Below are 24,846 nucleotides of genomic sequence, written 5' to 3' on the forward strand. Positions count from 1 at the left end.
GATCAATTCCCCGAATGTGCCGAAGGCTCAGGGCGCGGGTCGCGCTCGTCGCCGCGCACGCGGAACCACGCGGCGTATAGCGCGGGCAGATAGAACAGCGTGAGCACGGTCGCGCTCGTGATGCCGCCCATCAGCGCCGTCGCCATCGGACCAAAGAAGTTCGAACGCAACAGCGGAATCAGCGCTAGCACGGCAGCGGCGGCCGTCAGCGTGATCGGGCGGAAACGCCGCACGGTCGCGCCGACGATGGCATCGAAGCGCTTGTGTCCCTGCGCGATGTCCTGCTCGATCTGATCGACAAGAATCACCGAGTTGCGCATGATGATGCCGAACATCGCGATCACACCAAGCATCGCGACAAACCCGAACGGCTTGCCGAACAGCAGCAGCGTCGCCACCACGCCGATCAGGCCGAGCGGCGCCGTCAGCACCACCATCAGCACGCGCGAAAAGCTCTGCAACTGGATCATCAGCAGCGTCAACACGGCGATGATCATGATCGGCATCTGCGCGTTGATCGACGTCTGTCCCTTCGCACTTTCCTCGACCGATCCGCCGATCTCGATCCGGTAGCCGACGGGCAGCGTCGAGCGGATCTGCGCGAGCTGTTTGTCCACTGCATGCGTGACGTCGATGCCTTGCGCGTTGCCGCGCACATCGGACTGCACAGTGATGGTCGGCTGTCGGTCGCGTTCCCAGATCACGCCGTATTCGAGATCGTCGCGCATATGGCCGAGCGTGCCGAGCGGCACGGCGCCGTTGGGCGTCGGCATCGCGAGCGTCAGCAGTTGCGACGGATCGACGCGTTCGTTCTTCGGCGCGCGCAAGTCGACGCTGATCAGCTTGTCGCGCTCGCGGTACTGCGTGACCGTGTAGCCGGACAAGGTCATCGCGAGAAAGCTCGATACGTCCGCTGATGTCACGCCCAGTTCGCGCGCCTTCTTCTGGTCGACTTCGAAGCGCACCGAGCGTTCGGCAGGCTCGTCCCAGTCGAATTGCACGTTCGCTGTGCCGGCGTTGGCGCGCATGGTTGCCGCCACTTTCTCGGCAATCGAGCGCACGGTCGCGATATCGTCGCCGCTCACGCGGAACTGCACCGGATAGCCGACTGGCGGGCCGTTTTCGAGCCGCGACAGGCGCGTGCGGATCGCAGGGAAATCGTTGCGCAGTTTGGGTTCGAGCCAGCGCGCGAGCTTCTCGCGATCTTCGACGGACTTCGCGGTGATCACAACCTGCGCGAAGTTCGGCTGCTGCAACTGCTGGTCGAGCGGCAAATAGACACGCGGCGCGCCCGAGCCGACGAAATTCACCAGGTGATCGATGTCAGGCCTGCCTTCAAGGGCTTTTTCGACGCGCTGCGCCTGGCGCAACGTCGCTTCGAACGAAGCGCCTTCAGGAAGCCGCACATCGACCAGCAGTTCGGAGCGATCGGAACTCGGGAAGAACTGCTGTGGCACCAGCGTGAAGCCCGCCAGCGACACGACGAATAGAGCCACGGTAATCGCGAGCACGATGAAACGCCGCTCGATACACCACGCGATCCAGCCTGTCAGACGTCGATAGAAACGCGTTTCGTAGATGTCGTGTTCATGATCTTCGGGTTCATGTGCCTGGCGTTTGCGTTCGGGCAGCAGGTGATAGCCGAGCATCGGAATCAGCACGACAGCGGCGAGCCACGACGCAATCAGCGCAATCGCCGAGACCTCGAAGATCGAGCGCGTGTATTCGCCCGTGCTCGACTTCGCGAGCGCGATGGGCAGAAAGCCGGACACCGTGACGAGCGTGCCGGTTAGCATCGGAAACGCCGTGCTGGTGTACGCGTAGGCGGCCGCACGTGTGCGGTTCCATCCCTGTTCGAGCTTCACCGCCATCATTTCGACGGCGATGATGGCGTCGTCGACGAGCAGACCAAGTGCCAGCACCAGCGTGCCGAGCGACACCTTGTGCAAGCCGATATCGAACAGATACATGCACAGCGCCGTGACGGCGAGCACGACGGGAATCGAGATCACGACCACCATCCCCGTGCGCACACCGAGCGAGACCAGGCTGACCACCAGCACGATCGCGACAGCTTCGGCGACGGCTTCGAGGAAGTCATCGACGGAATGCGCGACGGCGTGCGGCATGCTCGACACTTCGACAAGTTTCAGGCCCGCAGGCAGATGCGCTTGCAGTTCCTTCATCCTTTCGTCGAGTGCCTTGCCGAGCCGGATCACATCGCCGCCCGGCTGCATCGTCACGCCGATGCCGAGCACGGGCTTGCCCTGAAAACGCATCTGCGTGACGGGCGGATCGTCGTAGCCGCGCTTGATGGTTGCAATATCGCCGAGCCGGAACGAACGGCCGTTAATGCGGATCAGCGTGTCGGCGAGCGCGTTGAGGTCTTTGAACTGGCCCGTCGGGCGTACGAATACGCGATCGTCGTAGGTCGTCAACGTACCGGACGGCGACACGCTGTTCTGCGAGTTGATCGCCTGCGCAAGCTGGTTCGGCGAAATGCCCAGACGCGTGAGTTGCGTATTGGTGATCTCGACATAGATGTGTTGATCGGGATCGCCGAAATAATCCACCTTGCCGACGCCCGGCACGCGCAGCAGCACGGTGCGCAATTCGTCGGCATAGTCGTGCAGTTGCGCCGCCGAAAAGCCATCGCCTTCGAGCGTGTAGATGTTCGTGTAGACGTCGCCGAACTCGTCGTTGAAGAACGGACCTTGAATACCTTGCGGCAAGGTCTGCGCAATATCGCCGACTTTCTTGCGCACCTGATACCAGGTTTCCGGCACATCCTTGACGGGCGCCGAATCTTTCATCGTGAAGAAAATCAGCGATTCGCCGGGACGCGAATAGCTACGCAGAAAATCGATGGCAGGCGTTTCCTGCAGCTTGCGGCCAATACGGTCGGTGACTTCTTCCTGTACCTGGCGCGCCGTTGCGCCCGGCCAGAACGTGCGGATCACCATCACGCGGAACGTGAACGGCGGATCTTCCGATTGCGCGAGCTTTGTGTACGCAAGAATGCCGAATGCCGTGGCGAGCGTGATCAGGAAGACGACCAGCGCCTGATGCCGCAGCGCCCACGCGGACAGGTTGAAGCGTCCTTCTTCGTCGTGCGCTGCGCTCATGACGCGAAATCCTCAGGATGCAGCGGCGGCACGACGCGCACTTTCTCGCCCGCGGTGACGGTATGCACGCCTTGCCACACGACACGCTCGCCTTCGTTCAACCCTTGCGAGATCGCGATGGTGCGTTCGGCGTAGTGCGAGACCTGCACGCGGCGCAGTTCGAGCTGATCGCTGCCGCTTTTCACGACCCACACGGCGGGTTGCGTGCCGTCGTGAAAGAGGGCGGTGGCGGGCAGCGTGTAGAGCGAGGCGTGGGCTGCCGTGCTGTCGTGTGTGAAGTCGATATCGGCTGTCATGCCGAGGCGCACGTCGGGGCCGGGTTGATCGAGCGTGAGCTTGGCGCGCCAGGTGCGGCTTTGCGGATCGGCGGCGGGCGACAGTTCGCGCACGCGCGCATTGAAGGTGCGGCCAGGCAATGCGCCGAGCTTGACGGTAGCCAGCGTGCCGACCCGCAGCGACGCCAATGCGCCTTCGGGCACGTCGCAGACCACATCGACGTCGCCGGACCACGCGAGGTTGTACACCGCCTGTCCCGCCGATACGTTCTGCCCGGTGTCCGCCTGCTCGGCGGTGATGACGCCCGCGTGATCGGCGGTGAGTGTCGCGTATTGGAGTTGGTCTTTGGCGAGCGCGGCCTGTTGCTGCGCCTGATCGCGCTGAGCCGCCGCCGACGCGTACGCGTCTTCCGTCTGCTCAAGCTGTGCCTGCGAGATCAGATTCTCTCGCGCTTGCGCGCGGTCGCGGTCGAGTTGCTGTTTCGCATAGACAAGCCGATGCTGCGCGGCCTCGAGCTGCGCGTTGGCGCTGGCGGCGTTCTTCTGTGCGTCGGCGGGATCGAGCCGCGCGACGATCTGACCGTGCTGCACGACATCGCCGAGTCGCACGCGCCGCTCGACGATCTTGCCGGCAATCCGGAACGACAGCGGCGTCGAATAGCGCGCCTGGACTTCGCCCGGCAGCGATGCGGCGAGCGGCTGGCCATTGGCATGCCCGGCGACGGCCACGACAGGGCGCGGTGCGGGCGCGGCGGCTTCCTTGTTGTGACAGGCAACGAGCGTCAACGCGCCCGACAGGACGAGCACGGCAAGCGACGAACGGCGGAGCAAGGCAGGCGAAGCAGACAGGCGGAACGGCTTGCGCGCAACGGCTGGCGCGCCACGACGGGAACGATTCACGATGCCCCCAGGCTGAGATGCAAACGGATACGGCGAGCCAGAGGCTACCGACGGCGTGCAGCGAAGCGGACCGCGAGCGTTTCAGTTCATATCGCCAGACGGTACGTTGCTTCAGATGGTGAATTGCATTCTAATACACACCTGTATCTGAATGCAAAACTGAATCTGGCGACGGAACGATGCTAGACTGTTAAATATGAAACGCATACGACTCACCCGCGAACAGAGCAAAGACCAGACGCGTCTGCGTCTGCTCGATGCTGCGCAGGCCATTTTCATGAAGAAGGGGTTTGTCGCGGCGAGTGTCGAAGATATTGCGGAGGCGGCGGGCTATACGCGCGGCGCGTTCTATTCGAATTTCCGCAGCAAGCCTGAACTGTTCCTGGAACTGCTGCGGCGCGATCACGAGTCGATGCAGGCCGATCTGCAGAACATCTTCGAAGCGAACGCGACGCGTGAAGAGATGGAAGCAAGCGTGCTGCGCTACTACAGCCGCATGCCGAGCGAGAACAAATGCTTCCTGCTGTGGGTCGAGGCCAAGCTGCTCGCTGCACGCGATGCGCGTTTTCGCGTGCGTTTTAATGCATTCATGAATGAGAAGCTCGAGCAGCTGACTGCCTACATCACGGAGTTTTCAGTGCGCGTGGGCACGCCGTTACCGTTGCCTGCGGAAACGCTGGCCGTCGGTCTGATGGGCTTGTGCGACGGCATGCAGTTTTTCTTCACCATCGATCCGCAACGCTTCGCAGGCGATCGCGCGGAAGAAGTGCTGGGCAATTTCTTCGCGCGCGTCGTGTTTGGCCGCACGATGGAGAAACCGGAGTAGGGCGCAGCGCGCTCAGATCCACACGTCGTTTTGCGCGGTTCGCTCGCTGGTTTCGCTGCCTGTATTCTTGACGCCGCGCGGCTCGATCAGCAGCAGTTTCACTTCCTTTTCTGCGTAGGGCTTGTGCTCCTTGCCCTTCGGCACGACGAACATTTCTCCCGCTGCAATGGTCACCGCGCCGTCGCGAAAGTCGATGCGCAGTTCGCCTTCCAGCACGATGAAGGTCTCATCCGTATCGGCGTGGTCGTGCCAGATGAAATCGCCTTCGATCTTCACGATCTTGAACTGGTAGTCGTTCATTTCCGCGACCACGCGCGGCTGCCACTGGTCGTGGATCAGGCCGAGCTTGCCGGCGAATTTGATGGACTGGTACGGCGTGGCGGACATGGCGTTTCCTTTCGTTGAAAGTCGATGCCATCGAGTGTATTCATGCGTCCGCCTGTCAGTCTTGAACGTTCGTGCAGGCGGTGCCGCCTGTCAGCGCACCTTCGAGCGCACCGTCGTATCGACCGTACGCAGCCAGCGCGACGGCGTGACGCCAAACGCAGCCACGAAGTGCCGTGTCATGTGGCTCTGGTCTGCGAAGCCCGCTGCCGCTGCGGCATCGACGAGCGCCATGCCGCCCAGCATCGACTGGCGCGCGGCGTCGAGCCGCCGCATCGTCAGGTAGCGATGTGGACTGGTGCCGAAAAAGGCGCGGAAATCGCGTGACAGGCTCCAGCGGTCGCGGCCGCTGGCGGCGGCCAGTTCGTCGAGCGTCACCGGTTGATCGAGCGACGCATGCAGAAAATCGCGCGCCGTTTGCGCCGCGCCGAAATCGGCCGACGCGCGCAGCGGACGGGCGCCCGAGACGGCGTCGAGCGCGTGCGCGAGATCGAATAGCGCGTCGTCCTGTTCAAGCGGATCGAGCGCGCGGTCGATGCTGTGCAACAGCGCCTGCGTCGCGGCGGCGAGGCGCGGATCGTTCGACAGCCCTCCTTCGATGAACGGCAGCGGCTTGCCGCCGAGCGCTGCCTGAAAAAGCGCCGGCTCGACGTAGATCATCCGGTAGCTAAAGCCTTCTTCGGTGCCGGCCTGGCCGTCGTGCGGTTCGTCGGGATGCAGCACCATCACGCCGCCGGGCAGGCTGTTGCGCACGCTGCGCCGGTAGTGGAAGCTCTGCACGCCCGCCACCGTATAGCCGATCGCATACGTGTCGTGCCGATGCAGCGCGTAACCGGTGTGCTGAAAAAACGCCTCGATGCGTTCGATCCCACCCTGCGCGGGCGCGCGATGAATCCAGTCCTGCCGGGGCGATTTGACGCCGGCGATGACGTCGGCGTGCGCGTCGGCCTTGCCGCCGACGGCTGTCTTGCGTTGCTGCATGAGTTGGCTGTCTTTAGCGAAGTCGGGTTGTCAGATACCCAGCCCCGGCCCGAAATTGCTGCCGATCAGCTTCGTCACCGACTGGATATCCGTGTAGTCCTGCTCGGGCAAGCCGTCGAGCATCCCCAGCACTTCGTTGCTCGCGCCGGCTTCGCGCGCGGCGTCGACGAGCGCGTCCTTGTTGAGCGGGTAGGTGTCGCCGCTCAGGATATCTGCGATCTGCAGGTCAATCGATTCACCCGGAATAGCCGATCCCGTCATGCTCGCGCTCCATTGTTCTGAAAATGTCCGGCGCAAGCGGGACGATCCGCCCGGCGAGTCGAAAACGACTGGTTGCGCGCCGTCATGTCTGCAGATGTTCGTCCTGTGCCACGAAGCCGCGCTCGAGATGGCGCGACTTGGGCAGCGCAATGTGCTCCCATCGCTCTGGCCGGATATCGGTCTGGGCCGCGACGTCCGGCGCGGCGGGCGCGACGGGGGCGGCGTTGGCGCGGAGGGCGGCTGTGTCGATCGTGCCGTCCGTCGCCGTATGTACGGGCGCGGCGAAACACGAAGCCGACAACGTCACCATGATCAACAGCGTCGAGGTTTTCATCGCTCGACCTCCTTATGCCAGGCAGCGCAGGAACTGCATGCAAGCGGTATGCCATCGGATTGCGTCCGGTAGGCGTCCGCCCCACGCGGTTGCCGTCTGCGAGCACCGCGCGTCCTTCACATATTACGCCAGTTATTTTTACAAGCACTGGAGAGGCGCAAGGAAGCGGGGAAATGGCGCGCCGTTGATAGAGGTTTGAGGCGGTTTCGTGACGTGCGGTAGCGTGGAAGCCAGCACCGAAGCGGCTCTGCGCGATGCGGGCGGCATGCCGTATGTAGAAAGCGGGTGGCGTTAACCCGGAAGATTTTAGTCGCCTTAACCAGGAGGCGAGTCCCGGCGCCGTACCGTCACGGGTGTCGTTATCGGCGCAACGCATCGAAGCGCGTCCACGGCCACGAAGGCCGGTCGCGCATATAGCCGTTCAGCCAGTTCCACTGGGGATGGCGTTTCATGAACGCCTGCGCGTCGAATGGGTTGCCGCACGGATGGCCCCAGCGCGCGAAGAACGCCATTTCTCGCGCCATGTCGCTGTCGGCGACCTTGCCGTCGTTCGCGCCCCACGGATTGAACGGCCCATGATCCGAACTGCCGAAGCGCTGGTCGTCAAGCTCCAGATGCCCGCAAATGGTCCGCGAGCAGGGGTTGTCGGCGCGGTCGAGGTAGACATCGTGATGAGCGGCGATCATTTGCTTCGCCAGTTCGACGTCGATCTGGCCGCGGTGCAGTTCTTCGAGTTGCATGAAGCGCAGGCGCCGCGCGCCGTTCCTGCGCACGTCGGTGTAGTCCTCGCCTTCACCTGTGCATTCCTGGTTGCGGATTTTCAGATCGGTAGCCGCGTTGTAGCCGCTGTAAAAGCCGTCCTTCGTGCTTTCGAAGCCGGAGTAATGCAGCCCGAGTTCGTAACGCGCGATCTCGCCCGTCTTGGCGTCGCCGAGCAGCCAGCTGTTCGCGTAGCCGCCGTTGTTCGCCAGCGAGAACATCTCGCACCATTCGCCGATGCTGTTCGCGTACTGCGTCGCGCGCCGCGAGCGGTAGAACTCGGGCGCGCCCGCTGTGTTGTAACCGGCAAAATTCGAAATGGTGGTTTCGGTGACCATCAGGCCGGCGGAGGTCAGCCAGAAGTCGGGCAAGCTCGATATGCAGCCGGGCAGCCCCTGCATCAGGATGCGGTTGCCCGCTTCGGGCACGATGTCGAACACGACGTTGAACGCGTCGCCCGCTGCATAGCGATCCCACGAGTTGTGCGCCATCACGATGCGACCGGCGCGCGTCGCGCTGCCCGTCGCGATAAACGCGCTGCAATGATGGCCGCGCCGGCCTCGCCACGGCTTGAGACCGAGTTGCGGTTTCTGCTGCGCCGCGTGCTGCGGCCACCAGCTTTGCAGCAGATCCATGTAGCCGTTCCACGCGAGCACTTCGGCAAAGGTCAGTTTCGCGCCATCGGCGATGCCCTGGATTTCATCGGCGTATTCGGCGTCGATGCGCGGCGCGAACTGTTCGATGGCGGCGTTGACGAAAGTGTCGAAGTCTTCGCCCGTGTCCCATTTCGCGAGATAGCGGGCGGTGCGGATCGCATTCTGGATTTCGGCGGCGAGCAGGCTGCCGTGCTGCTCGCCGCGCTCGTAAGGCTCGCCTTCGATATGCACGAAGATCCAGCCGGCATGATCGCGGCGCACGGCATCTCTGGACGGTTGGCTCATCTTCGCTCCCGTTCGCTCGAAGGCAGCGTCGCCGCCGGCGTTGCTCAGCGCCGGACATCGCGGGACGCGGCTTGCGGCTCGTCTATGGTCAATCCATTGTAGGGAACTTGCCGCGCTTTGCCATGCGCCGCGCGCCTGGCCCGATGACGACGGCGATGGCTGGCGATGGCGAACGGCGGCTAGCGCGTCGGATTCATCCGGAAGTAGGCATCGAGCAGCGAGGTTTTGTAGACCACGCCCGCCAGCGTCGGCCGCGCCGCGCTTTCGACCACGGGCAGCCGCTCGCCCTGGAAGGCCATGAAATGCTGGAGCGCGACACCGATCGGCATATCTGGCGTGAGTACATCGAAGTGCGGCTGCAGATAGTCGGCGGCGGTTTTGGCCGACGTGTCGCGCTTGTCGAGCAGATCCGACGTGATGTCCTTCAGGGCCACCACGCCGAGAAAGCAGCTGTTCTCGTCCGTCACATACAGATACTTCACGGGATATTCGAGAAACACGCGCGTCATGTCCTGCACCGTCGCGTTCGGCTGCACGACCGTTTGCGGCGGACGGATCAGCTCGCGCATCTGGGTCGAGCGCAGCCGCATGCGTGCCTGCTCCTCGCGATTGCGGTGCAGCGTGACCTCATACATCGAGGTCTTGCCGATTGCGCGCGCCGCGAAATAGGCGACCACGCACGAGACCATCAGCGGCAGCACTACCTGATAGCTCAACGTCATCTCGAAGATCATCAGGATCGCCATCAGCGGCGCCTGGGTCGCGCCCGCGAGGAACGCGCCCATGCCGACCATCGCATAGGCGAACGGTGCGGAGGTCGCGTGCGGCCACAACGCGTTCATGCCGAGGCCGAACAGCGAGCCGAGCACCGCGCCGAAAAACAATGTCGGCGTAAAAATACCGCCGACTGCGCCCGACCCGACCGTGGCGGCTGTCGCGATCAGTTTGAACACGAGCACGACGACGAGCGCCGACCACGTCCACGGCGAATGCAAGATCGAGTTGACCACGCTGTAACCGTTGCCCCACACCTCGGGCGTCCACACGGACAGAATGCCCACCACGAGGCCACCGAACGCAAGCCGGATGGGCAGCGGCATGGGCAGGCGGCGAAAACCCGCCTTGCTGGTGTCCATCAGGCGCAGGAACTGCGGCGCGGCCGCGCCGCACAGCAGGCCGAGCGCGACGAACAGCAACACTTCGAGACCCGCAACGGGCGGGAACACGGGCATCTCGTAAGGCGGCTTGTAGCCGGCGAACTCGCGCATCAGGATATTCGACACCACCGACGACACGACCACCGGTCCGAAGCTTTCCATCGCGATCGAGCCGAGCACGAGCTCGGTGACGAAGAACGCGCCCGCGATGGGCGCGCTGTACGCGGACGTGATGCCCGCCGCCGCGCCGCACGCGACCAGCAGTTTCAGGCGCGGCGGATCGAAGTGCACCACGCGGCCGATCAGCGATGCGCACAGCGCTGCCAGTTGCACCATCGGACCTTCGCGGCCAATCGAGCCGCCGCTCGAAATCGTGAACAGCGACGATGCACTGCGCCACAAGCTCAGACGCACGGGCACGACGCCATCGCCGATCACGACGGCTTCCATGTAATCCGTATGTTGCTTCTTGTCGGCGCCGCGCTGCGCGATCACCAGCAGCACGCCTGCCGCCAGCCCGCCGAGCGCGGGCAACGCAATGCGCATCGGAATGGGCAGGCGCCGCGCCATCTCGACAAGGCTGCCGTCCTGTCCGGTAAACGCGCGCTGCAGCAGGGAGATCCCTTCGCGGAAGGCGATCGTCGCAAAGGCGCCCACGATACCGACGATCACCGACCACACCAGCATGGTGTGCGCATCGGACAGTCGGAACAGTTGGGCAGCGCGGGTGCGCAGTCTCAGCAGGAATGAAAGCACGTCGGGAGCAGGCGTTTAGGGTTGGTATGAAAGCGCGAGCCTTTGCATGTTATCGGCATTGCGCGACGCGAGTCTGAAGGGTGGCGCGCGATTGCTCGAGGGCGCGCCACAGCTGGGTGAAGCGACGGTTTCAGCGCATGTCAGCGAGCGTCCTTGTCGAGTTCGGGGTAATGCCGGAACACGCAGGTTTCGTTGTACGGCAGACGCCGTTCCGAGTCGAGATAGGCGGCGATATTCGGGCGCCTGAGCACTGCATCGTGCAACCTGGCGAGGCGCGGATAGTGCTCGCCGAAATGCTTCATCCCGCGCGGAAAGGCGTAATGCAGCGCGTCGATTAATTGGAACATCGACAGATCGACATAGGTGAGGGCGTCGCCCACCAGGTGTTTGTCGCCCGCCGGGTTCTGCTTCAGCACGCGTTCGAAATAGCCCATGTACTTGGGAATCCGGTTGTCGATGAAATCCGTCGCGCGGATTTTCGCGGGCTCTTTCTGTTCCTCGTAGTACATGCCCGATGCGAGGGGATGATGCGTGTCGTGCGCTTCCGTGACCATGTCGGCGATGGTCAGTTGCAGGCCGTTTGCGACGTAGCGCAGGCTTTCCACCTTCGGCGCGAGATTCAGCTTCGGCCCGAGATAGAACAGGATATTCGCCGTCTGCGAGATGATCAGGTCGCCGTCCTGCAGGAACGGCGGCGCATAAGGCAACGACGCTTCCGACCGGCTGTCCATCACGTCGATCATCGCGCCCGTGCCGAGGCCGTCCTGTTCGTCGCCGCGCGTGACTTCGACATAGTCCGCCTGCGCTTCCTCAAGCGCCAGCCGCACGAATTCACCACGGCCCTGCAAGCCGTCCCAGTAGTAGAGCTGATAAGTCATCGGTCGGTCCTCATTCGGTTGTCGGCGCGCAATCGCGCCGCGTAGGCGCCAGGATTGGTACACGAAGGGGAGCTAGAAGTATGCCGCGCGATGCTTGCAGTTGGCGTGCTTGTTGCAATGCGAAGAATGAGGCAAAACCCGATGTGAAACAGCTTGCCGGCTCGAACCTCGCTCCGCTGCGCTGAAAGCACAAAAGCCCCGCACGCGGCGGGGCTTGTCTGGAGGGGCGGCCGGCTTAGCCGAGCAGGTGCTGGACCAGCCACGTGATGCCAAGACCGCCTGCGAAGAGCCACACATACAGGATCAGGCCGGTGGTCAGTGCGCGGGGACCGGCGTCGCGGATCTGCGAGAGACGCGTTTCGATGCCGAGCGCCGTCATGGCCATGGTCAGTGCGAACGTATCGAGCATGTTGACCGTGCTGGTGGCCGCTTCCGGCAGGACATGCAGCGAGTTCACGGCGACACAGGCGAGGAAACCGAGCGCAAACCAGGGTACGGCGAGCTTGCGCGGTGCCTGCGTCGAATCCTTTGCAGCGGCGCCGCGTGCCGAACGGTTCACCCACATCCCGACGATCAGCAGCACGGGCACGAGCAGCATCACGCGGGTCATCTTGACGATGGTGGCGATATGCGTCGCTTCCGGGCTGACGTTGCTGGCCGCGCCCACCACCTGGGCGACTTCGTGAATCGTGCCGCCGAAGAACAGGCCCACGCCCGTGGTATCCAGATGGATGATGCCGGCGCGCAGCAGCGCAGGGTAGAGGAACATCGACAGCGTGCCGAACAGCACCACGCTGCCTACGGCCATCGCGCTCTTGTGCGGCTTCGATTGCAGCGTCGATTCGAAGGCCAGCACGGCGGCGGCGCCGCAGATCGCGCTGCCCGCTGCCGTCAGCAGCGCGCTGTCGCGGTCGAGCTTCATCAGCTTCATGCCCGCCCACGTGCCGATGGCGAGCGTGCTGACCACGATCAGCAGCGATTCGACGAGGCCCGGCAGGCCGACTTGCGCGATTTCCTGGATGCTCACGCGCAGTCCGAAGAACGCGACGGCGATGCGCAGCAGCTTGCGCGCCGAGAAATTGACGCCGGCCGCCCAGCTATCGGGCATGCCGTCCTTCAGCGCATTGCCATACACCATCCCGCCGATGATGCCGACGATCAGCGGGCTGATGCCGAGATTGGAAATCGAAGGAATGGCCGCGATGCGCGTGACGGCGGCGGCGAACAGGGCGACGAACAGAATGCCGTTGATCTGGCCGCGCGTGCTGGACGGCGCGGAAACGGCATGGGTGTGAACGGTGGACATGATGTTCAACCTCGTTGGGGTACAGGTTGCTTGACTCGATGGCGTAATCCTAATTTAGATATATAGATATGAGAAATCGTGATTTAGGATGTAATGTATCGGTCAATCTGATATTTTTACGCCATGACCCCGGATCAGCTTATAACTTTCGCCGCCGTCGCCGAGCATCGCAATATCAGCCATGCCGCCGTCGCCTTGCACCTGTCGCAGCCCGCCGTGTCGGGCCAGTTGCGGCAATTGCAGGACGAATTCGGCGAGCCGCTCTATCTGCGTGAAGGGCGCGGCGTACGCCTCACGCCCGCCGGCGAGCAGCTTGCCAGCTACGCCGCGCGGCTGCGCGACACCTTTCGCCAGGCGCACGCGTACCGCGATGCGCTGCGCGGCATGGAGCAGGGCACGCTGCGCATAGGCGCGAGCACGACACCCGCGAGCTATCTGCTGCCGTATCTGATCGCTGCATTCCAGCGTCGCCATCCCGACGTGACCGTCCACACCGACGACGGCAACACCGCCGATATCGTTGGCGCGCTGTCGTCGTTCGATATCGCGCTGGTCGAAGGGCAGGTCGGCGGCGATCTGCCGCCGGACACCGTCGTGCACGCGTGGCAGGAGGATGAAATCGTCGCGATCATGCCGCGCTCGCATCCACTGGCCATGACGGGCTCGAATACGGTCACGCTCGACGCGCTGAGCGAACATGCGCTGGTGTTGCGCGAGGAAGGCTCGGGCGTGCGGCAACTGATCGAGCGCGCCTTCGCGCGGGCGGGCGCGCCGATGCGCGTCGCGCTGGCCATCGCGGGCGTCGAGGGCGTGAAGGAAGCCGTGCGCGCGGGCATGGGCGTCGGCTTTGTCTCGGCGATGTCGATGCGCCATGAGAACGAGACGCTGTGCCGTCTGCCGCTCGGCCCCGAACCGCTGACGCGGCGCTTTTCGATCCTCGTGCCGCACGCGAGTGCGCCGTCGCGGCTGGTCGGCCGCTTTCTCGAACTGTGCCTGAACGGCGAGGCGCGGCCCGCAGCGGGCGAGTCCGACCGTTAAGGGATTACCACTATTGGCGCGACCTTCGACGCGGGGCAGTATTCGCTCCAGGCGCTAGGGCGCTTTTTTGATACCCGTCTTTGGAACCGATTCCAAAGACAGTTTTCAGCAATAAAGCAAGGTGGTTGGCATGCCGGAAGTCGTTATCGTCGCGAGTGCGTTTGGTCCTGATGCGATCCGCAAGGACGGTCATCACGCGTGGCTGAAGGCGGCGGCGCAGGCGGGCGCGTCGGGTTTCGAAGTGCGCCGCGAACTGTTCGCGCTGGAAGCGGAGGCATCGACGGAAGCGCTTTGCGCGCTCGGCAAGGCCATCGCCGCGAAGGGCTTGTGGGCCGTGTATTCGACGCCCGCCGAACTCTACACGCCCGACGGCGCGCTCGACGAAGCCGCGCTGCGTCAGGCGCTGATCGACGCGACTGCGCTCGGCGCGCGCTTCGTCAAGCTGCAACTGGGCGGTTTCGCGGGCCGCGCGTACCGCGCCACGATTGCGATCTGCACGAAGGGCGTCGCGGCGCGACTCGTCGTCGAAAACGGCCAACTGGAGCGCGGCGGCTCGCTCGCCCAGTTCGACGGCCTGCTCAACGCGCTGGCGAAAGAAGGCCATCACAAGCTGGTCGGCATGACATTCGACATCGGCAACTGGCAATGGCCGGGCGTCGATCCCGTTGAAGCAGCGCGCAAGCGTGCCGATCACGTCGAGTACCTCCACTGCAAGGCGGTCGCGGGCGAGGGCATGCGCCGCTTCGCTGTCGCGCCGGCGGCGGACGATGCCATGTTCGCAGCTGTGCTGCCGCTGTTGCCGCGCGACGTGCCGCGCGGCATCGAATTTCCCTTCGACGCGGCGCGCCTCGCCGACGACGCGTCGCATCACGTCGCCCAGCTCGCGTCCCGCTGAGACGGCGGCGCGCGCCACGACACATCAGGAGAAGCCATGTATCCGACACTCGATGTCATCACCTACGGCGAAGCGATGGCGATGTTCGTCGCCGCCGAAACGGGCGCGCTCGCGGGCGTCGGCCAGTTCACGAAGCGCATTGCGGGCGCCGACCTCAACGTGGCGATCGGCCTGTCGCGCCTCGGCTTCAAGGTCGGCTACATGAGCCGCGTCGGCGACGACTCGTTCGGCCAATATGTGCGCGACACGCTGACGAAAGAAGGCATCGACCAGGGTTGCGTGACGACGGACTCACGCTATCCGACCGGCTTTCAGTTGAAGTCGAAGAACGACGACGGCAGCGATCCCGCTGTCGAGTATTTCCGGAAAGGTTCGGCGGCGAGCCATCTGTCGATGGAAGACTATGCAGCGGACTATGTGCTGCCCGCGCGACATCTGCATCTGACGGGCGTGGCGCCCGCGATTTCGGCAAGCTCGCGTGAACTGGCGTTTCATCTGGCGCGCGAAATGCGCAACGCAGGCAAAACGATTTCGTTCGATCCGAATCTGCGTCCGACGCTGTGGCCGTCGCGTGAAGCGATGGCGGCGGCCTTGAACGAACTGGCGACTTACGCCGACTGGGTGCTGCCCGGCATCGGCGAAGGCGAGATCCTGACGGGCTACACGAAAGCGGAAGACATCGCGCAGTTCTATCTGGACCGTGGCGCGAAGGGCGTGATCGTCAAGCTCGGCGCGCAGGGCGCGTACTACCGCACAGCTGACGATGCGGGCATCGTCGCCGGACAGCGGGTCGAGAAAGTAGTCGATACCGTCGGCGCGGGCGATGGCTTCGCCGTCGGCGTGGTCAGCGCATTGCTCGACGGCCGCACGTTGCCGCAGGCAGTCGCGCGCGGCAACCGCATCGGAGCGCTGGCGATTCAGGTGATCGGCGAGTCGGAAGGCCTGCCGACGCGCGCCGAACTCGACGCACTCGAACAGGCTTCGGCGCTCGCCGCCTGACGCTTCTCTTCAAGCAGTCAAACACAACAACAAGATGCGCAACCGCGCGAAGGCTTTAAGGAGCCACGCGCGGCCCAACCGCACAGCAACCGACCGCCTCAGCCAGCAACCGGAGACAACTATGTCCTCATCACTCGCGATTCGCCGTTGGTGGACGATCATGCCGATCGTCTTCATCACCTACAGCCTCGCCTATCTCGATCGCGCGAACTACGGCTTCGCGGCCGCCGCGGGCATCAATCAGGATCTCGGCATCAGCAAGGGTTTGTCGTCGCTGATCGGCGCGCTGTTTTTTCTCGGCTATTTCTTCTTCCAGATTCCCGGCGCGATTTACGCGGAACGCAAGAGCGTCAAGACGCTCGTGTTCTGGAGCCTGGTGTTGTGGGGCGGCTGCGCGGCGCTGACGGGCGTGGTCAGCAATATTCCTTCGCTGATGGTGATCCGCTTCGTGCTCGGCGTGGTCGAGGCTGCCGTGATGCCCGCGATGCTGATCTTCATCAGCAACTGGTTCACGAAGCGCGAACGCTCGCGTGCCAACACCTTCCTGATTCTCGGCAATCCCGTGACGGTGCTGTGGATGTCGGTGGTGTCGGGTTACCTCGTGCATTCGTTTGGCTGGCGGCATATGTTTATCGCGGAAGGCGTGCCTGCCGTCGTGTGGGCGGTGTGCTGGTGGTTCATCGTCAAGGACAAACCCGCGCAGGTGTCGTGGCTGTCGGACGCCGACAAGCAGCAGCTCGCCGATACGCTGCGCGCTGAACAGGCCGCCATCAAGCCGGTCCGCAACTATGGCGAAGCGTTCCGCTCGCCTGCCGTCGTCAAGCTGTGCGCGCAGTATTTCTGCTGGAGCATCGGCGTGTACGGTTTCGTGCTGTGGTTGCCGTCGAATCTCAAGAACGGTTCGTCGCTCGGCATGGTCGAAACGGGCTGGCTGTCGGCGCTGCCGTATCTGGCTGCGACCATCGCGATGCTCGCGGCGTCGTGGGCGTCGGATAAACTCAACAACCGGCGCGCGTTCGTGTGGCCGTTCCTGCTGATCGGCGCAGCGGCCTTCGCCGGTTCGTATGCGCTCGGCTCGACGCATTTCTGGATGTCGTATGCGCTGCTCGTGATTGCAGGCGCCGCGATGTACGCGCCGTACGGTCCGTTCTTCGCCATCGTGCCCGAACTGCTGCCGAAGAACGTCGCGGGCGGCGCGATGGCACTGATCAACAGCATGGGCGCGCTCGGCTCGTTCGTCGGCTCGTATGTGGTCGGGTATCTGAATGGCGCGACGGGCTCGCCGTCGGCGTCGTATATGTTCATGAGCGTGGCGCTCGTCGCTGCCGTGGTGCTGACGCTTGCCGTCAAGCCGCAGCCGATGCAGACTGCGAAGCTCGCTACTCAAGGGAAGTGAATCGATGAAGCGCAAGATCGTCGCGTACAAGCCGTTGCCGGATGATGTGCTCGCGTATCTCCAGCAGCATGCGGACGTGGTGCAGGCCGATGCCGCGCAGCACGATGCGTTCGTTGCCGCGCTGAACGATGCCGACGGCGCGATCGGCGCGAGTGTGAAGATCACGCCGGCGATGCTCGACGGCGCGGCGAAGCTCAAGGCGCTGTCGACCATCTCGGTCGGCTATGACAACTTCGATGTCGCCGATCTCACGAAGCGCGGCATCGTGCTCGCGCACACGCCGGACGTGCTGACGGAATCGACGGCGGATACGGTGTTTTCGCTGATCCTCGCGAGCGCGCGGCGCGTCGTCGAACTGGCCGACTGGGTGAAAGCGGGCGAGTGGAAGGCGAGCATCGGGCCGCAGTTGTTCGGCGTCGATGTGCAGGGCAAGACGCTCGGGATTGTCGGTCTGGGACGTATCGGCGGCGCGGTGGCGCGGCGTGCGGCGCTCGGCTTCAACATGAACGTGCTGTACACCAACCGCAGCCCGAACGCGGAAGCGGAACAACGCTACGGCGCGCGCCGCGTCGAACTCGACGAACTGCTCGCCACATCTGATTTCGTCTGCCTGCAAGTGCCGCTGACGCCGGAAACGCGTCACATGATCGGCGCGAACGAACTGCGCAAGATGAAGAAAAGCGCGATTCTGATCAACGCATCGCGCGGCCAGACGGTCGATGAACCCGCGCTGATCGAAGCGTTGCAAGCGGGCACGATCCACGGTGCGGGCCTCGATGTGTTCGACAAGGAACCTGTCGATCCCAACTCGCCGCTGCTGAAGATGAAGAATGTGGTCGCGCTGCCGCACATCGGCTCAGCGACGCACGAGACGCGTCACGCGATGGCGCGCTGCGCGGCGGAAAACCTGGTTGCCGCGCTCGACGGCACGCTGAAGATCAACGTCGTCAACCGCGAAGTCCTGTCGCGATGAATACGCCGACGTCAGGCGCACCGCGCCGCGCGACGATCAGCGATGTCGCGCGCGAGGCGGGCACGGGCAAGACGAGCATCTCGCGCTATCTGAACGGCGAGCTGAGCGTGTTGTCGCCGCAATTGCGCGCACGGATCGAAGCGGCCATCGAGCGGCTCGACTATCAGCCGAACCAGATGGCGCGCGGCCTGAAGCGCGGGCGCAACCGGCTGATCGGCATGCTGGTCGCCGACCTGACGAATCCGTATTCTGTCGAAGTGCTGCAAGGTGTCGAAGCTGCGTGCCACGCGCTCGGCTATATGCCGCTGATCTGTCACGCGGCCAACGAAGTCGATATGGAGCGGCGCTTCCTGCAACTGCTGACCACGTATCGCGTGGAAGGCGTGATCGTCAACGCGCTCGGTGTGAGCGAAGAGACGCTGCGGCCGGTTGGCGGAGGCGGCATTCCTGCCGTGCTGGTGGACCGTTCCGTCGATGGACTCGTGACCGACATGGTCGGCCTCGACAACGAAGGCGCGACGACGCTCGCCACGCGCCATCTCGTCGAGCGCGGCTTCGAACGATTGTGGTTCGTCGTGCAGCCGTTCGAGCACATCAGTTCGCGGCGCCAGCGTGAGGCGGCGTTTCATCGCGCACTGGAACAGTATCCGCAGGTGAAGGGGCGCACCGTGGTGCTCGAACTCGGCGATGCCGACGAACTTGCGCAGACCCTGAACGCGCTCGACGACGAACTGGACGCAGCCATTGCCGCGTTCGATGCGAGCCCGAATGTCCCTCGCGTCGCGCTGTTTGCCGCGAATGGTCCGGTCGCGTTGGCGCTCGCCCGTCATCTGAACCAGCGGCACGGTCCAAACTGGCAGAAGCGCGTCGCGCTGCTGTCGATCGACGATCCCGAATGGGCCGAACTGGCGGGCATCACGACGATCCGCCAGCCGACTTACGACATCGGTTATCGGGCCGTCGAGTTCCTGCATCAGCGCATCGATGGCGAGCAGACCAGCGCGCGCGACTGCCTGCTGCCGGGCGAACTGATCGAACGGGCATCGACGGCGCGCTGACGTGAACTGACGCGCACGACCGCGCCGCGATTCGCGCATTCCGACGTCCAGGCGTCAACGCGCTTACAATGCGCGGCGGGTTCCGTACTTTGCGCCGTCAGTGCGCCCGTTCAACGCTCATGTCCGCCTTGCCTGTTTCCCCCGTCACGCTTGCCTTGCTCGCCGCCGCGACGATTCTGGTCGCGCTGCTTCCCGTCTACCTGTATCGCCGCTGGCGCAAGCCGTTCGCACTGGACCGGCGCGACGCGATTGCGGGCATCGCCGTGTTCGCGCTGACCGCGATGGTGATCGAGCGCGCGCTCAACGACTATCTGCTGCGTACCAACGCGATCACCAGCGAATGGCTGTCGGACCCGCTCTCGTTCGTCGTCTACGGCGCGTTGGCGGCGGGTATCTGCGAGGAAGTGGGGCGCTTCGTCGCGATGCGCTGGCTTGCCCGGCGCAAGCCTCACGACACGGACAGGGATGGCACCGCGCTTGCCTACGGCCTGGGCCACGGCGGCGCGGAAGTGTGGCTGGTCGGCGTGCTGGTGCAGGCGCAATGGATCGCGTTCGGCGTGCTGGAAAACCGCGGCCAGCTCGATGCTTACCTTGGCAACATGCCGGCCGGGTCGCTGATGCGCAGTCATCTGTTGCTCGCGAGCCTGGCGCCTGCACTGGCCGGCGTGTTCGTGATCGAGCGCGTGGCGGCGCTGGTGTTCCAGATCGGGCTGTCGGTGCTGATGTGGCGCGGCGTGCGCGCGGGTTCGCGTGCCATACTGCCCATCGCGATTGCGGCCCACGCGCTGATCGACGTGCCGGCGGCGATGTCGCAGGCCGGGCTGCTCCCGCTCACCATCGTCGATGCGATCTATGCCATCGCGGCCATCGCCGTGGCTGCCGTGCTGATCAGATTGCACCGGCGCGCATCGTCGGCGGCATGACGTCGAGGCAGTTCAAAGCGCACCTCAAAGCAGATCAACACATCAACAGGCCAGAGGCCAATCGACATGGAAGCCTATCAGTACGAATTCGCGCACGCGGAGATCGAAGAGCTGGCGCGCGTGATCAGCGATCTTTTCCCGGAGCAGACGCAGTTCATCGAACGTCCCGACGAGAACGGCGTGCCGCAGATCGTCGTGCACTGGGTGGCGATGCGTTTCGGCGCGACGGCGAAACGCATGGAACTGACGGTCGCCATCGCGCCCGCTGCGCTCGCCCGCTACCGTGCGATGCCGCCGCGCATGCGGGGCCGGGGTTTCGCGGTGCTGCGCGCGTATGTCGAAGCGACACTGGGATCGCTGGAGGAAGAGTACGCGGAGGGCAAGACCGTGCCGCGTGAAGTGACGGTCGAACTCGGCGACGAGTTCGCCTGAGTCCGAACGTCAGCGTGACCGAGGCAGGGCGCGCTCAGTCGGCGAGGCGGTAGACCTTGGCGAAGCGCGCGGCCTGTACGACGCCGTAATCGCCGGGTGCGTATTGCATGATCCAGTCGCCGGCCGTGCCCCTCAGCACGTCGCCGCCTTGTGCCGAGCGCGCGAGCGAGAATGCCTCGTCCATGCGCTTTGCCAGCACGACAGCAGGACGGTTGCGGTACGCGCCGGGTTCGCCATGGGTGAGCGCTGTGTCGGCGGGCAGATACTTCGCATCGAAGCGTTCACGCGAGACCACCCAGCGGTCGCCCGTCGAGCCGGTGATCAGCGCGTCGCCGCGCGTATAACGGTTCGGACCTTCGAGGCTCATCAGTTCGCCGTCATCTGCGGCGAATTGCACGGCGACGGTTTCGTCCTTGACGACGCGTTGCGCGGCCGGGTCGGTGAGCAGGTCGATGTTCTTGAGTTCGATCATGAGGCTGGGCGAAATAACGCAAAGATTGACAGGGCCGCGTCAGCTGACGCGAATGCAAGACGCATGAGCAAACGCGGCGCAGGCGCGCATGATGCCAGATTATCGCGCCGGCCCAATAAAAAACGCCTGCCGATGCGGGCAGGCGTTGTGTGCGTCAGCGCGACGGCTTACTGCTTCGCGGCAGCGTCCGATGCAGGCGCGGCCGGCTTGCGCGGGTGGCTGCGGTGCGGACGGCCTTCGGGCGGCTGGCGGCGGAAGGTCTGGTCGGCGAGCTTCTTCTGTTCAGGCGAGAAGCTGTTGTAAAGCGGCTCGAACGCATCGACGAGTTTCTTCGTGCCGTCGGCGTGCGCCTGGGTGATTTCGGCGTACTGCTTCATGTCGTCGAGGGCCGAGACGTTCGCGTTGGCGCGGCGTTGCTCGAACAGCTTGCCCATCGTTTCGCCGTTGTTGCGCATGACATCGGCGAACGCGTTCCACTGCGTTTCCTGCGCCGACGTGATCTTCAGTTGCGTGTGCAGATACTTGATGCGGTCCTCAACGCGCTGCTCGTGGTTAGCCTTGCCGGCAGCAGGAGCAGCGGCCGTCATGGCCGGGCCGGACGCGCCTGCGGGTGCCGCTGTCTGCGCGAATGCTGCGCTCATGGTCAGCGCGGAAGCGAGAATGACGAGCGTTTTTTTCATTGAGACTCCTGATGTCTGTTTGTATGAGACTGAAGCTGCATGACGTGTTGGTACATTCGTATCGGCTTCGACATGCATCATGCCGTGCGCTATTAGTATCACGTTATCGCGTGATTGCGTCTCTATTGCGACAACTGCTTACAACCGAAACGATCGGGAAATAGCCGGTGGATAAATTCGTCAGCATGGAAGTCTTCGTTGCCGTGGTCGAAGCGGGTAGCCTGACGGCGGCTGCCGAGCGCTTCGATCTGTCGTCGGCGATGGTCGGCAAGCATATCCGTTCGCTCGAAACGCAGCTCTCTACGCGGCTGCTCACGCGCACGACGCGCCGTCAAAGTCTGACCGAGATCGGCCGCCAGTATTACGAGCAATGCCGGCGCATTCTCGCCGATGTGAAAGCGGCCGAATCACTCGCCGAAGCGATGACATCGACGCCGCGCGGCACGCTAAAGGTCACGGTGCCGCTGACTTACGGCGTCGAAGTGTTCTCGCCCGCGATGACCTATTTCCTCACGGCGTATCCGGAAGTCAGCCTCGAACTCGATCTGACCAACCGCATCGTCGATATGGTCGAAGAGGGCTTTGATGCTGCCGTTCGCATTGGCCGTCTGCCGGATTCGAGCCTCGTTGCAAGGCCGCTGAAACCCTACCGGATGCGCGCGTGCGCATCGCCTGCCTATCTGCAGCGCATGGGCACGCCGAAGACGCCTGCCGATCTCGTCCATCACGAATGCCTTGGTTTTCTGCACTGGGGACGCGAAGGCTTGTGGCGGCTCGATGGCGATGCCGGCGACGATCATCAGTTGCGCCCCGGACGCGTTCGCGCCAACAACGGCCAGGCGTTGAAGATGGCGGCGCTGCGCGGCTTTGGTCTGGTGCTGCAGCCGGAAGCGCTGCTCGCGCGCGAGATCGAACAGGGCACGCTGATCTCTGTGCTCGAAGACTATCTACCCGATGGCGCGCCCGTGCATCTGATCTATCCACGCGATCATCAGCCGACGCCCAAGCTCACCAGCTTCCTCGACTTCGTGATCGAGCGCTTCGGCATCTGACAGGACATGTGCAGCCTGCATGGTTTCTCGTGTGGCGGGTGCGGGGCGCATAATCCGCATCATCCGTTTGCCAACTGTGGCGGGCGTCCACTTTCTACCTTGACCTTGAACCGATGAGACCACCGCGCCTCGATCAGCTCGATGAACTCGACCGCAACCTGGTCGCGCTGCTGCAAGCCAACGCCCGCGAAAACGTCGCGAATCTCGCGCGGCAACTCGGCGTTGCGCGCACCACCGTGATCGCGCGGATCGCGCGGCTGGAAAAGACCAACGTCATCGCCGGCTACAGCGTGCGGCTCGGCCAGGACGTGCTCGATGCCAGCATGCATGCGTATGTCGGCATGATCATCGCGCCCAAGTACGGCGCCGACGTGCTCAAGAAACTGAACCGGATGCCGGAAGTGCAACTGCTGTGCGCCGTGAGCGGCGAGTTCGATTACGTCGCGTGGCTGCGCGCCGATTCGCCCGAGCGGCTGAACGATCTGCTCGACCAGATCGGCGGGCTGGCGGGTGTCGAGCGGACCACCACGTCGATCATTCTCGCGCGCAAGATCGACCGCGGCATGAGCGGTTGACGGGCCGGCTATTTACGCGGTTTTGATATGTTTTCGACTAAACGACGAAATGCTTCGTCATTTAGTCGAAAATCATGGTCATTGCGCAGCACTTTGCTTCTATAAACCGACTCGCCTTCTCCCTACACTTCTCCGTAGAGGTTCGCCGCGGCGCACCGACACCAACCAGAGAAAACAAGGAGAAGCGCATGAAAGTTGCCATCGTTGGCGCAGGTCTGATCGGTCACACCATCGCACACATGCTGCGCGAAACGGGCGACTACGAAGTCGTCGCGCTGGACCGCGATCAGCACGCGCTCGACAAGCTGGCCGCGCAGGGCATCCTCACCCGCCGTGGCGATTCCGCCGATGCCGCCGTGTTGCGCGCTGAAATCCAGGGCTTCGATGCCGTGGTCAATGCGCTGCCTTACTACCTCGCCGTGAGCGTGGCAACGGCGGCGAAGGGCGCGGGCGTGCATTACTTCGATCTGACGGAAGACGTGCGCGCCACCCACGCGATCCGCGCGATCGCCGACAGCGCCGATCACGCGTTCATGCCGCAATGCGGTCTCGCGCCGGGTTTCATCGGTATTGCCGCGCACGAACTGGCGAACCGCTTCACCGAAATCCGCGACGTCAAGATGCGCGTCGGCGCCTTGCCCGAGTTCCCGACCAACGCGCTGAAATACAACCTGACGTGGAGCGTCGACGGCCTGATCAACGAGTATTGCGAGCCTTGTGAAGCGATCCGCGACAGCCGCACGCAGTGGGTGCAGCCGCTCGAAGGCCTCGAACATTTTTCGCTCGACGGCATCGAGTACGAGGCGTTCAACACCTCGGGCGGACTGGGCACGTTGTGCGAGACGCTGTCGGGCCGCGTCGAAACGCTCGACTACAAGTCGGTGCGCTATCCGGGTCACCGCGACCTGATGCAGTTCCTGCTCGAAGACCTGCGCCTGTCCAGCGACCGCGACACGCTGAAGACGATCATGCGCCGCTCGGTGCCGTCTACGGCACAGGACGTCGTGCTGGTGTTCATCACCGTGACGGGCGTGCGCGACGGTCAACTGGTGCAGGAAGTGTTCACGCGCAAGATCTTCGCGAAGACGGTGTGCGGCGTGCCGATGAGCGCGATCCAGATCACCACGGCCGGCGCAATGTGCGCGGTGCTCGATCTGTTCCGCGAAAAGAAGCTGCCGCAAAGCGGCTTCGTGCGTCAGGAGCAGGTGCCCCTGCGTGAGTTTCTCGCCAACCGCTTTGGCCAGTTGTACGAAGGCCGTGCGCTGGAAGCGATGGCGACGGTCTGAGTCCACAGAGAACAGCAACCGTTCCGAGGGCCGAATAAAAACCTTGAGGCTCCGTAGAGAGCCAGGTTTTTGCGATTAACGAAGCGGGCGGGCCGGCATACAGGCCCGCCCCCCCTTTTGCTTTTTGGGGGGGCAGGGTGAGGGGGGGCTGGCGTCCCGGGGCTCGGCGGCCGCGAGCAGGCGG

At 63.9% G+C, this 24,846-nt stretch carries 24 protein-coding genes; 12 read left to right on the forward strand and 12 right to left on the reverse strand.

What is annotated here, in order from left to right:
- Positions 1-2 precede the first annotated feature (2 nt).
- Positions 3-3,125 carry an efflux RND transporter permease subunit gene (locus DK391_RS24900; protein WP_109480664.1) on the reverse strand — a complete coding sequence of 1,041 codons (3,123 nt, stop codon included), beginning with the start codon at positions 3,123-3,125 and terminating at the stop codon, positions 3-5.
- A complete protein-coding gene (locus DK391_RS24905; RefSeq protein ID WP_109480689.1) occupies positions 3,122-4,249 on the reverse strand; it encodes an efflux RND transporter periplasmic adaptor subunit in 1,128 nt (375 codons plus the stop codon). The genes DK391_RS24900 and DK391_RS24905 overlap by 4 nt, the downstream gene beginning before the upstream one ends.
- Before the next feature lie 247 nt (positions 4,250-4,496).
- Here DK391_RS24905 and DK391_RS24910 point away from each other — a divergent pair, with 247 nt between their 5' ends.
- Entirely contained in the window at positions 4,497-5,126 is a 630-nt protein-coding gene (locus DK391_RS24910) for a TetR/AcrR family transcriptional regulator (RefSeq protein WP_109480665.1), read from the forward strand.
- A 12-nt stretch (positions 5,127-5,138) separates the two neighbouring features.
- Here DK391_RS24910 and DK391_RS24915 read toward each other — a convergent pair whose 3' ends face one another.
- The 8 genes from DK391_RS24915 to DK391_RS24950 form a co-directional block, all read right to left on the reverse strand.
- Positions 5,139-5,513, reverse strand: coding sequence for a cupin domain-containing protein (locus DK391_RS24915; protein WP_109480666.1), 375 nt, complete (start codon positions 5,511-5,513; stop codon positions 5,139-5,141).
- Positions 5,514-5,603: 90 nt separating this feature from the next.
- Entirely contained in the window at positions 5,604-6,491 is an 888-nt protein-coding gene (locus DK391_RS24920) for an AraC family transcriptional regulator (protein ID WP_109480667.1), read from the reverse strand.
- Positions 6,492-6,521: 30 nt separating this feature from the next.
- Positions 6,522-6,752 carry a DUF2795 domain-containing protein gene (locus tag DK391_RS24925; RefSeq protein WP_109480668.1) on the reverse strand — a complete coding sequence of 77 codons (231 nt, stop codon included), beginning with the start codon at positions 6,750-6,752 and terminating at the stop codon, positions 6,522-6,524.
- Positions 6,753-6,834: 82 nt separating this feature from the next.
- Entirely contained in the window at positions 6,835-7,086 is a 252-nt protein-coding gene (locus tag DK391_RS24930) for a hypothetical protein (RefSeq protein ID WP_109480669.1), read from the reverse strand.
- Positions 7,087-7,445: 359 nt separating this feature from the next.
- Positions 7,446-8,786, reverse strand: a complete 1,341-nt coding sequence (locus DK391_RS24935; protein ID WP_109480670.1) for a C45 family peptidase — start codon at positions 8,784-8,786, stop codon at positions 7,446-7,448.
- Between the two features lie 179 nt (positions 8,787-8,965).
- On the reverse strand, positions 8,966-10,699 hold the full coding sequence (locus DK391_RS24940; RefSeq protein WP_109480671.1) for a ClcB-like voltage-gated chloride channel protein: 1,734 nt from the start codon (positions 10,697-10,699) through the stop codon (positions 8,966-8,968).
- Between the two features lie 140 nt (positions 10,700-10,839).
- A complete protein-coding gene (locus DK391_RS24945; protein ID WP_109480672.1) occupies positions 10,840-11,577 on the reverse strand; it encodes a glutathione S-transferase in 738 nt (245 codons plus the stop codon).
- Between the two features lie 235 nt (positions 11,578-11,812).
- A complete protein-coding gene (locus DK391_RS24950) occupies positions 11,813-12,883 on the reverse strand; it encodes a YeiH family protein (protein ID WP_109480673.1) in 1,071 nt (356 codons plus the stop codon).
- Positions 12,884-13,006: 123 nt separating this feature from the next.
- On the opposite strand from DK391_RS24950, the gene DK391_RS24955 reads away from it, so the two are divergent.
- From DK391_RS24955 to DK391_RS24990, 8 genes are all read left to right on the forward strand, one after another.
- A complete protein-coding gene (locus DK391_RS24955) occupies positions 13,007-13,921 on the forward strand; it encodes a LysR family transcriptional regulator (RefSeq protein ID WP_109480674.1) in 915 nt (304 codons plus the stop codon).
- Positions 13,922-14,051: 130 nt separating this feature from the next.
- A complete protein-coding gene (locus DK391_RS24960; protein ID WP_109480675.1) occupies positions 14,052-14,816 on the forward strand; it encodes a TIM barrel protein in 765 nt (254 codons plus the stop codon).
- 36 nt (positions 14,817-14,852) lie between these two features.
- Positions 14,853-15,815 carry a sugar kinase gene (locus DK391_RS24965; protein WP_109480676.1) on the forward strand — a complete coding sequence of 321 codons (963 nt, stop codon included), beginning with the start codon at positions 14,853-14,855 and terminating at the stop codon, positions 15,813-15,815.
- Between the two features lie 121 nt (positions 15,816-15,936).
- Complete coding sequence (locus DK391_RS24970; RefSeq protein WP_109480677.1) at positions 15,937-17,211, forward strand: MFS transporter; 1,275 nt, start codon at positions 15,937-15,939, stop codon at positions 17,209-17,211.
- A 4-nt stretch (positions 17,212-17,215) separates the two neighbouring features.
- On the forward strand, positions 17,216-18,184 hold the full coding sequence (locus DK391_RS24975; protein ID WP_109480678.1) for a D-glycerate dehydrogenase: 969 nt from the start codon (positions 17,216-17,218) through the stop codon (positions 18,182-18,184).
- Positions 18,181-19,242 carry a LacI family DNA-binding transcriptional regulator gene (locus tag DK391_RS24980; protein ID WP_109480679.1) on the forward strand — a complete coding sequence of 354 codons (1,062 nt, stop codon included), beginning with the start codon at positions 18,181-18,183 and terminating at the stop codon, positions 19,240-19,242. Before DK391_RS24975 ends, DK391_RS24980 begins: the two co-directional genes overlap by 4 nt.
- 119 nt (positions 19,243-19,361) lie before the next feature.
- On the forward strand, positions 19,362-20,165 hold the full coding sequence (locus DK391_RS24985; protein WP_109480690.1) for a YhfC family intramembrane metalloprotease: 804 nt from the start codon (positions 19,362-19,364) through the stop codon (positions 20,163-20,165).
- A 66-nt stretch (positions 20,166-20,231) separates the two neighbouring features.
- On the forward strand, positions 20,232-20,597 hold the full coding sequence (locus DK391_RS24990; protein WP_109480680.1) for a DUF3022 domain-containing protein: 366 nt from the start codon (positions 20,232-20,234) through the stop codon (positions 20,595-20,597).
- Between the two features lie 34 nt (positions 20,598-20,631).
- Here DK391_RS24990 and DK391_RS24995 read toward each other — a convergent pair whose 3' ends face one another.
- Positions 20,632-21,069 carry a PGDYG domain-containing protein gene (locus tag DK391_RS24995; protein ID WP_109480681.1) on the reverse strand — a complete coding sequence of 146 codons (438 nt, stop codon included), beginning with the start codon at positions 21,067-21,069 and terminating at the stop codon, positions 20,632-20,634.
- Between the two features lie 167 nt (positions 21,070-21,236).
- The gene (locus DK391_RS25000; protein ID WP_109480682.1) at positions 21,237-21,749 is read right to left on the reverse strand and encodes a Spy/CpxP family protein refolding chaperone; all 513 of its coding nucleotides are present in this window, start codon (positions 21,747-21,749) and stop codon (positions 21,237-21,239) included.
- A 167-nt stretch (positions 21,750-21,916) separates the two neighbouring features.
- On the opposite strand from DK391_RS25000, the gene DK391_RS25005 reads away from it, so the two are divergent.
- The 3 genes from DK391_RS25005 (at position 21,917) to DK391_RS25015 (ending at position 24,662) form a co-directional block, all read left to right on the forward strand.
- Entirely contained in the window at positions 21,917-22,801 is an 885-nt protein-coding gene (locus DK391_RS25005) for a LysR family transcriptional regulator (protein WP_109480683.1), read from the forward strand.
- A gap of 113 nt (positions 22,802-22,914) precedes the next feature.
- Positions 22,915-23,376 carry an Lrp/AsnC family transcriptional regulator gene (locus DK391_RS25010; RefSeq protein WP_109480684.1) on the forward strand — a complete coding sequence of 154 codons (462 nt, stop codon included), beginning with the start codon at positions 22,915-22,917 and terminating at the stop codon, positions 23,374-23,376.
- Positions 23,377-23,564: 188 nt separating this feature from the next.
- On the forward strand, positions 23,565-24,662 hold the full coding sequence (locus DK391_RS25015) for a saccharopine dehydrogenase C-terminal domain-containing protein (RefSeq protein ID WP_109480685.1): 1,098 nt from the start codon (positions 23,565-23,567) through the stop codon (positions 24,660-24,662).
- The last annotated feature ends 184 nt before the right edge of the window (positions 24,663-24,846 follow it).

Source organism: Paraburkholderia sp. C35 (assembly GCF_003121405.1).
GTDB lineage: Bacteria > Pseudomonadota > Gammaproteobacteria > Burkholderiales > Burkholderiaceae > Paraburkholderia.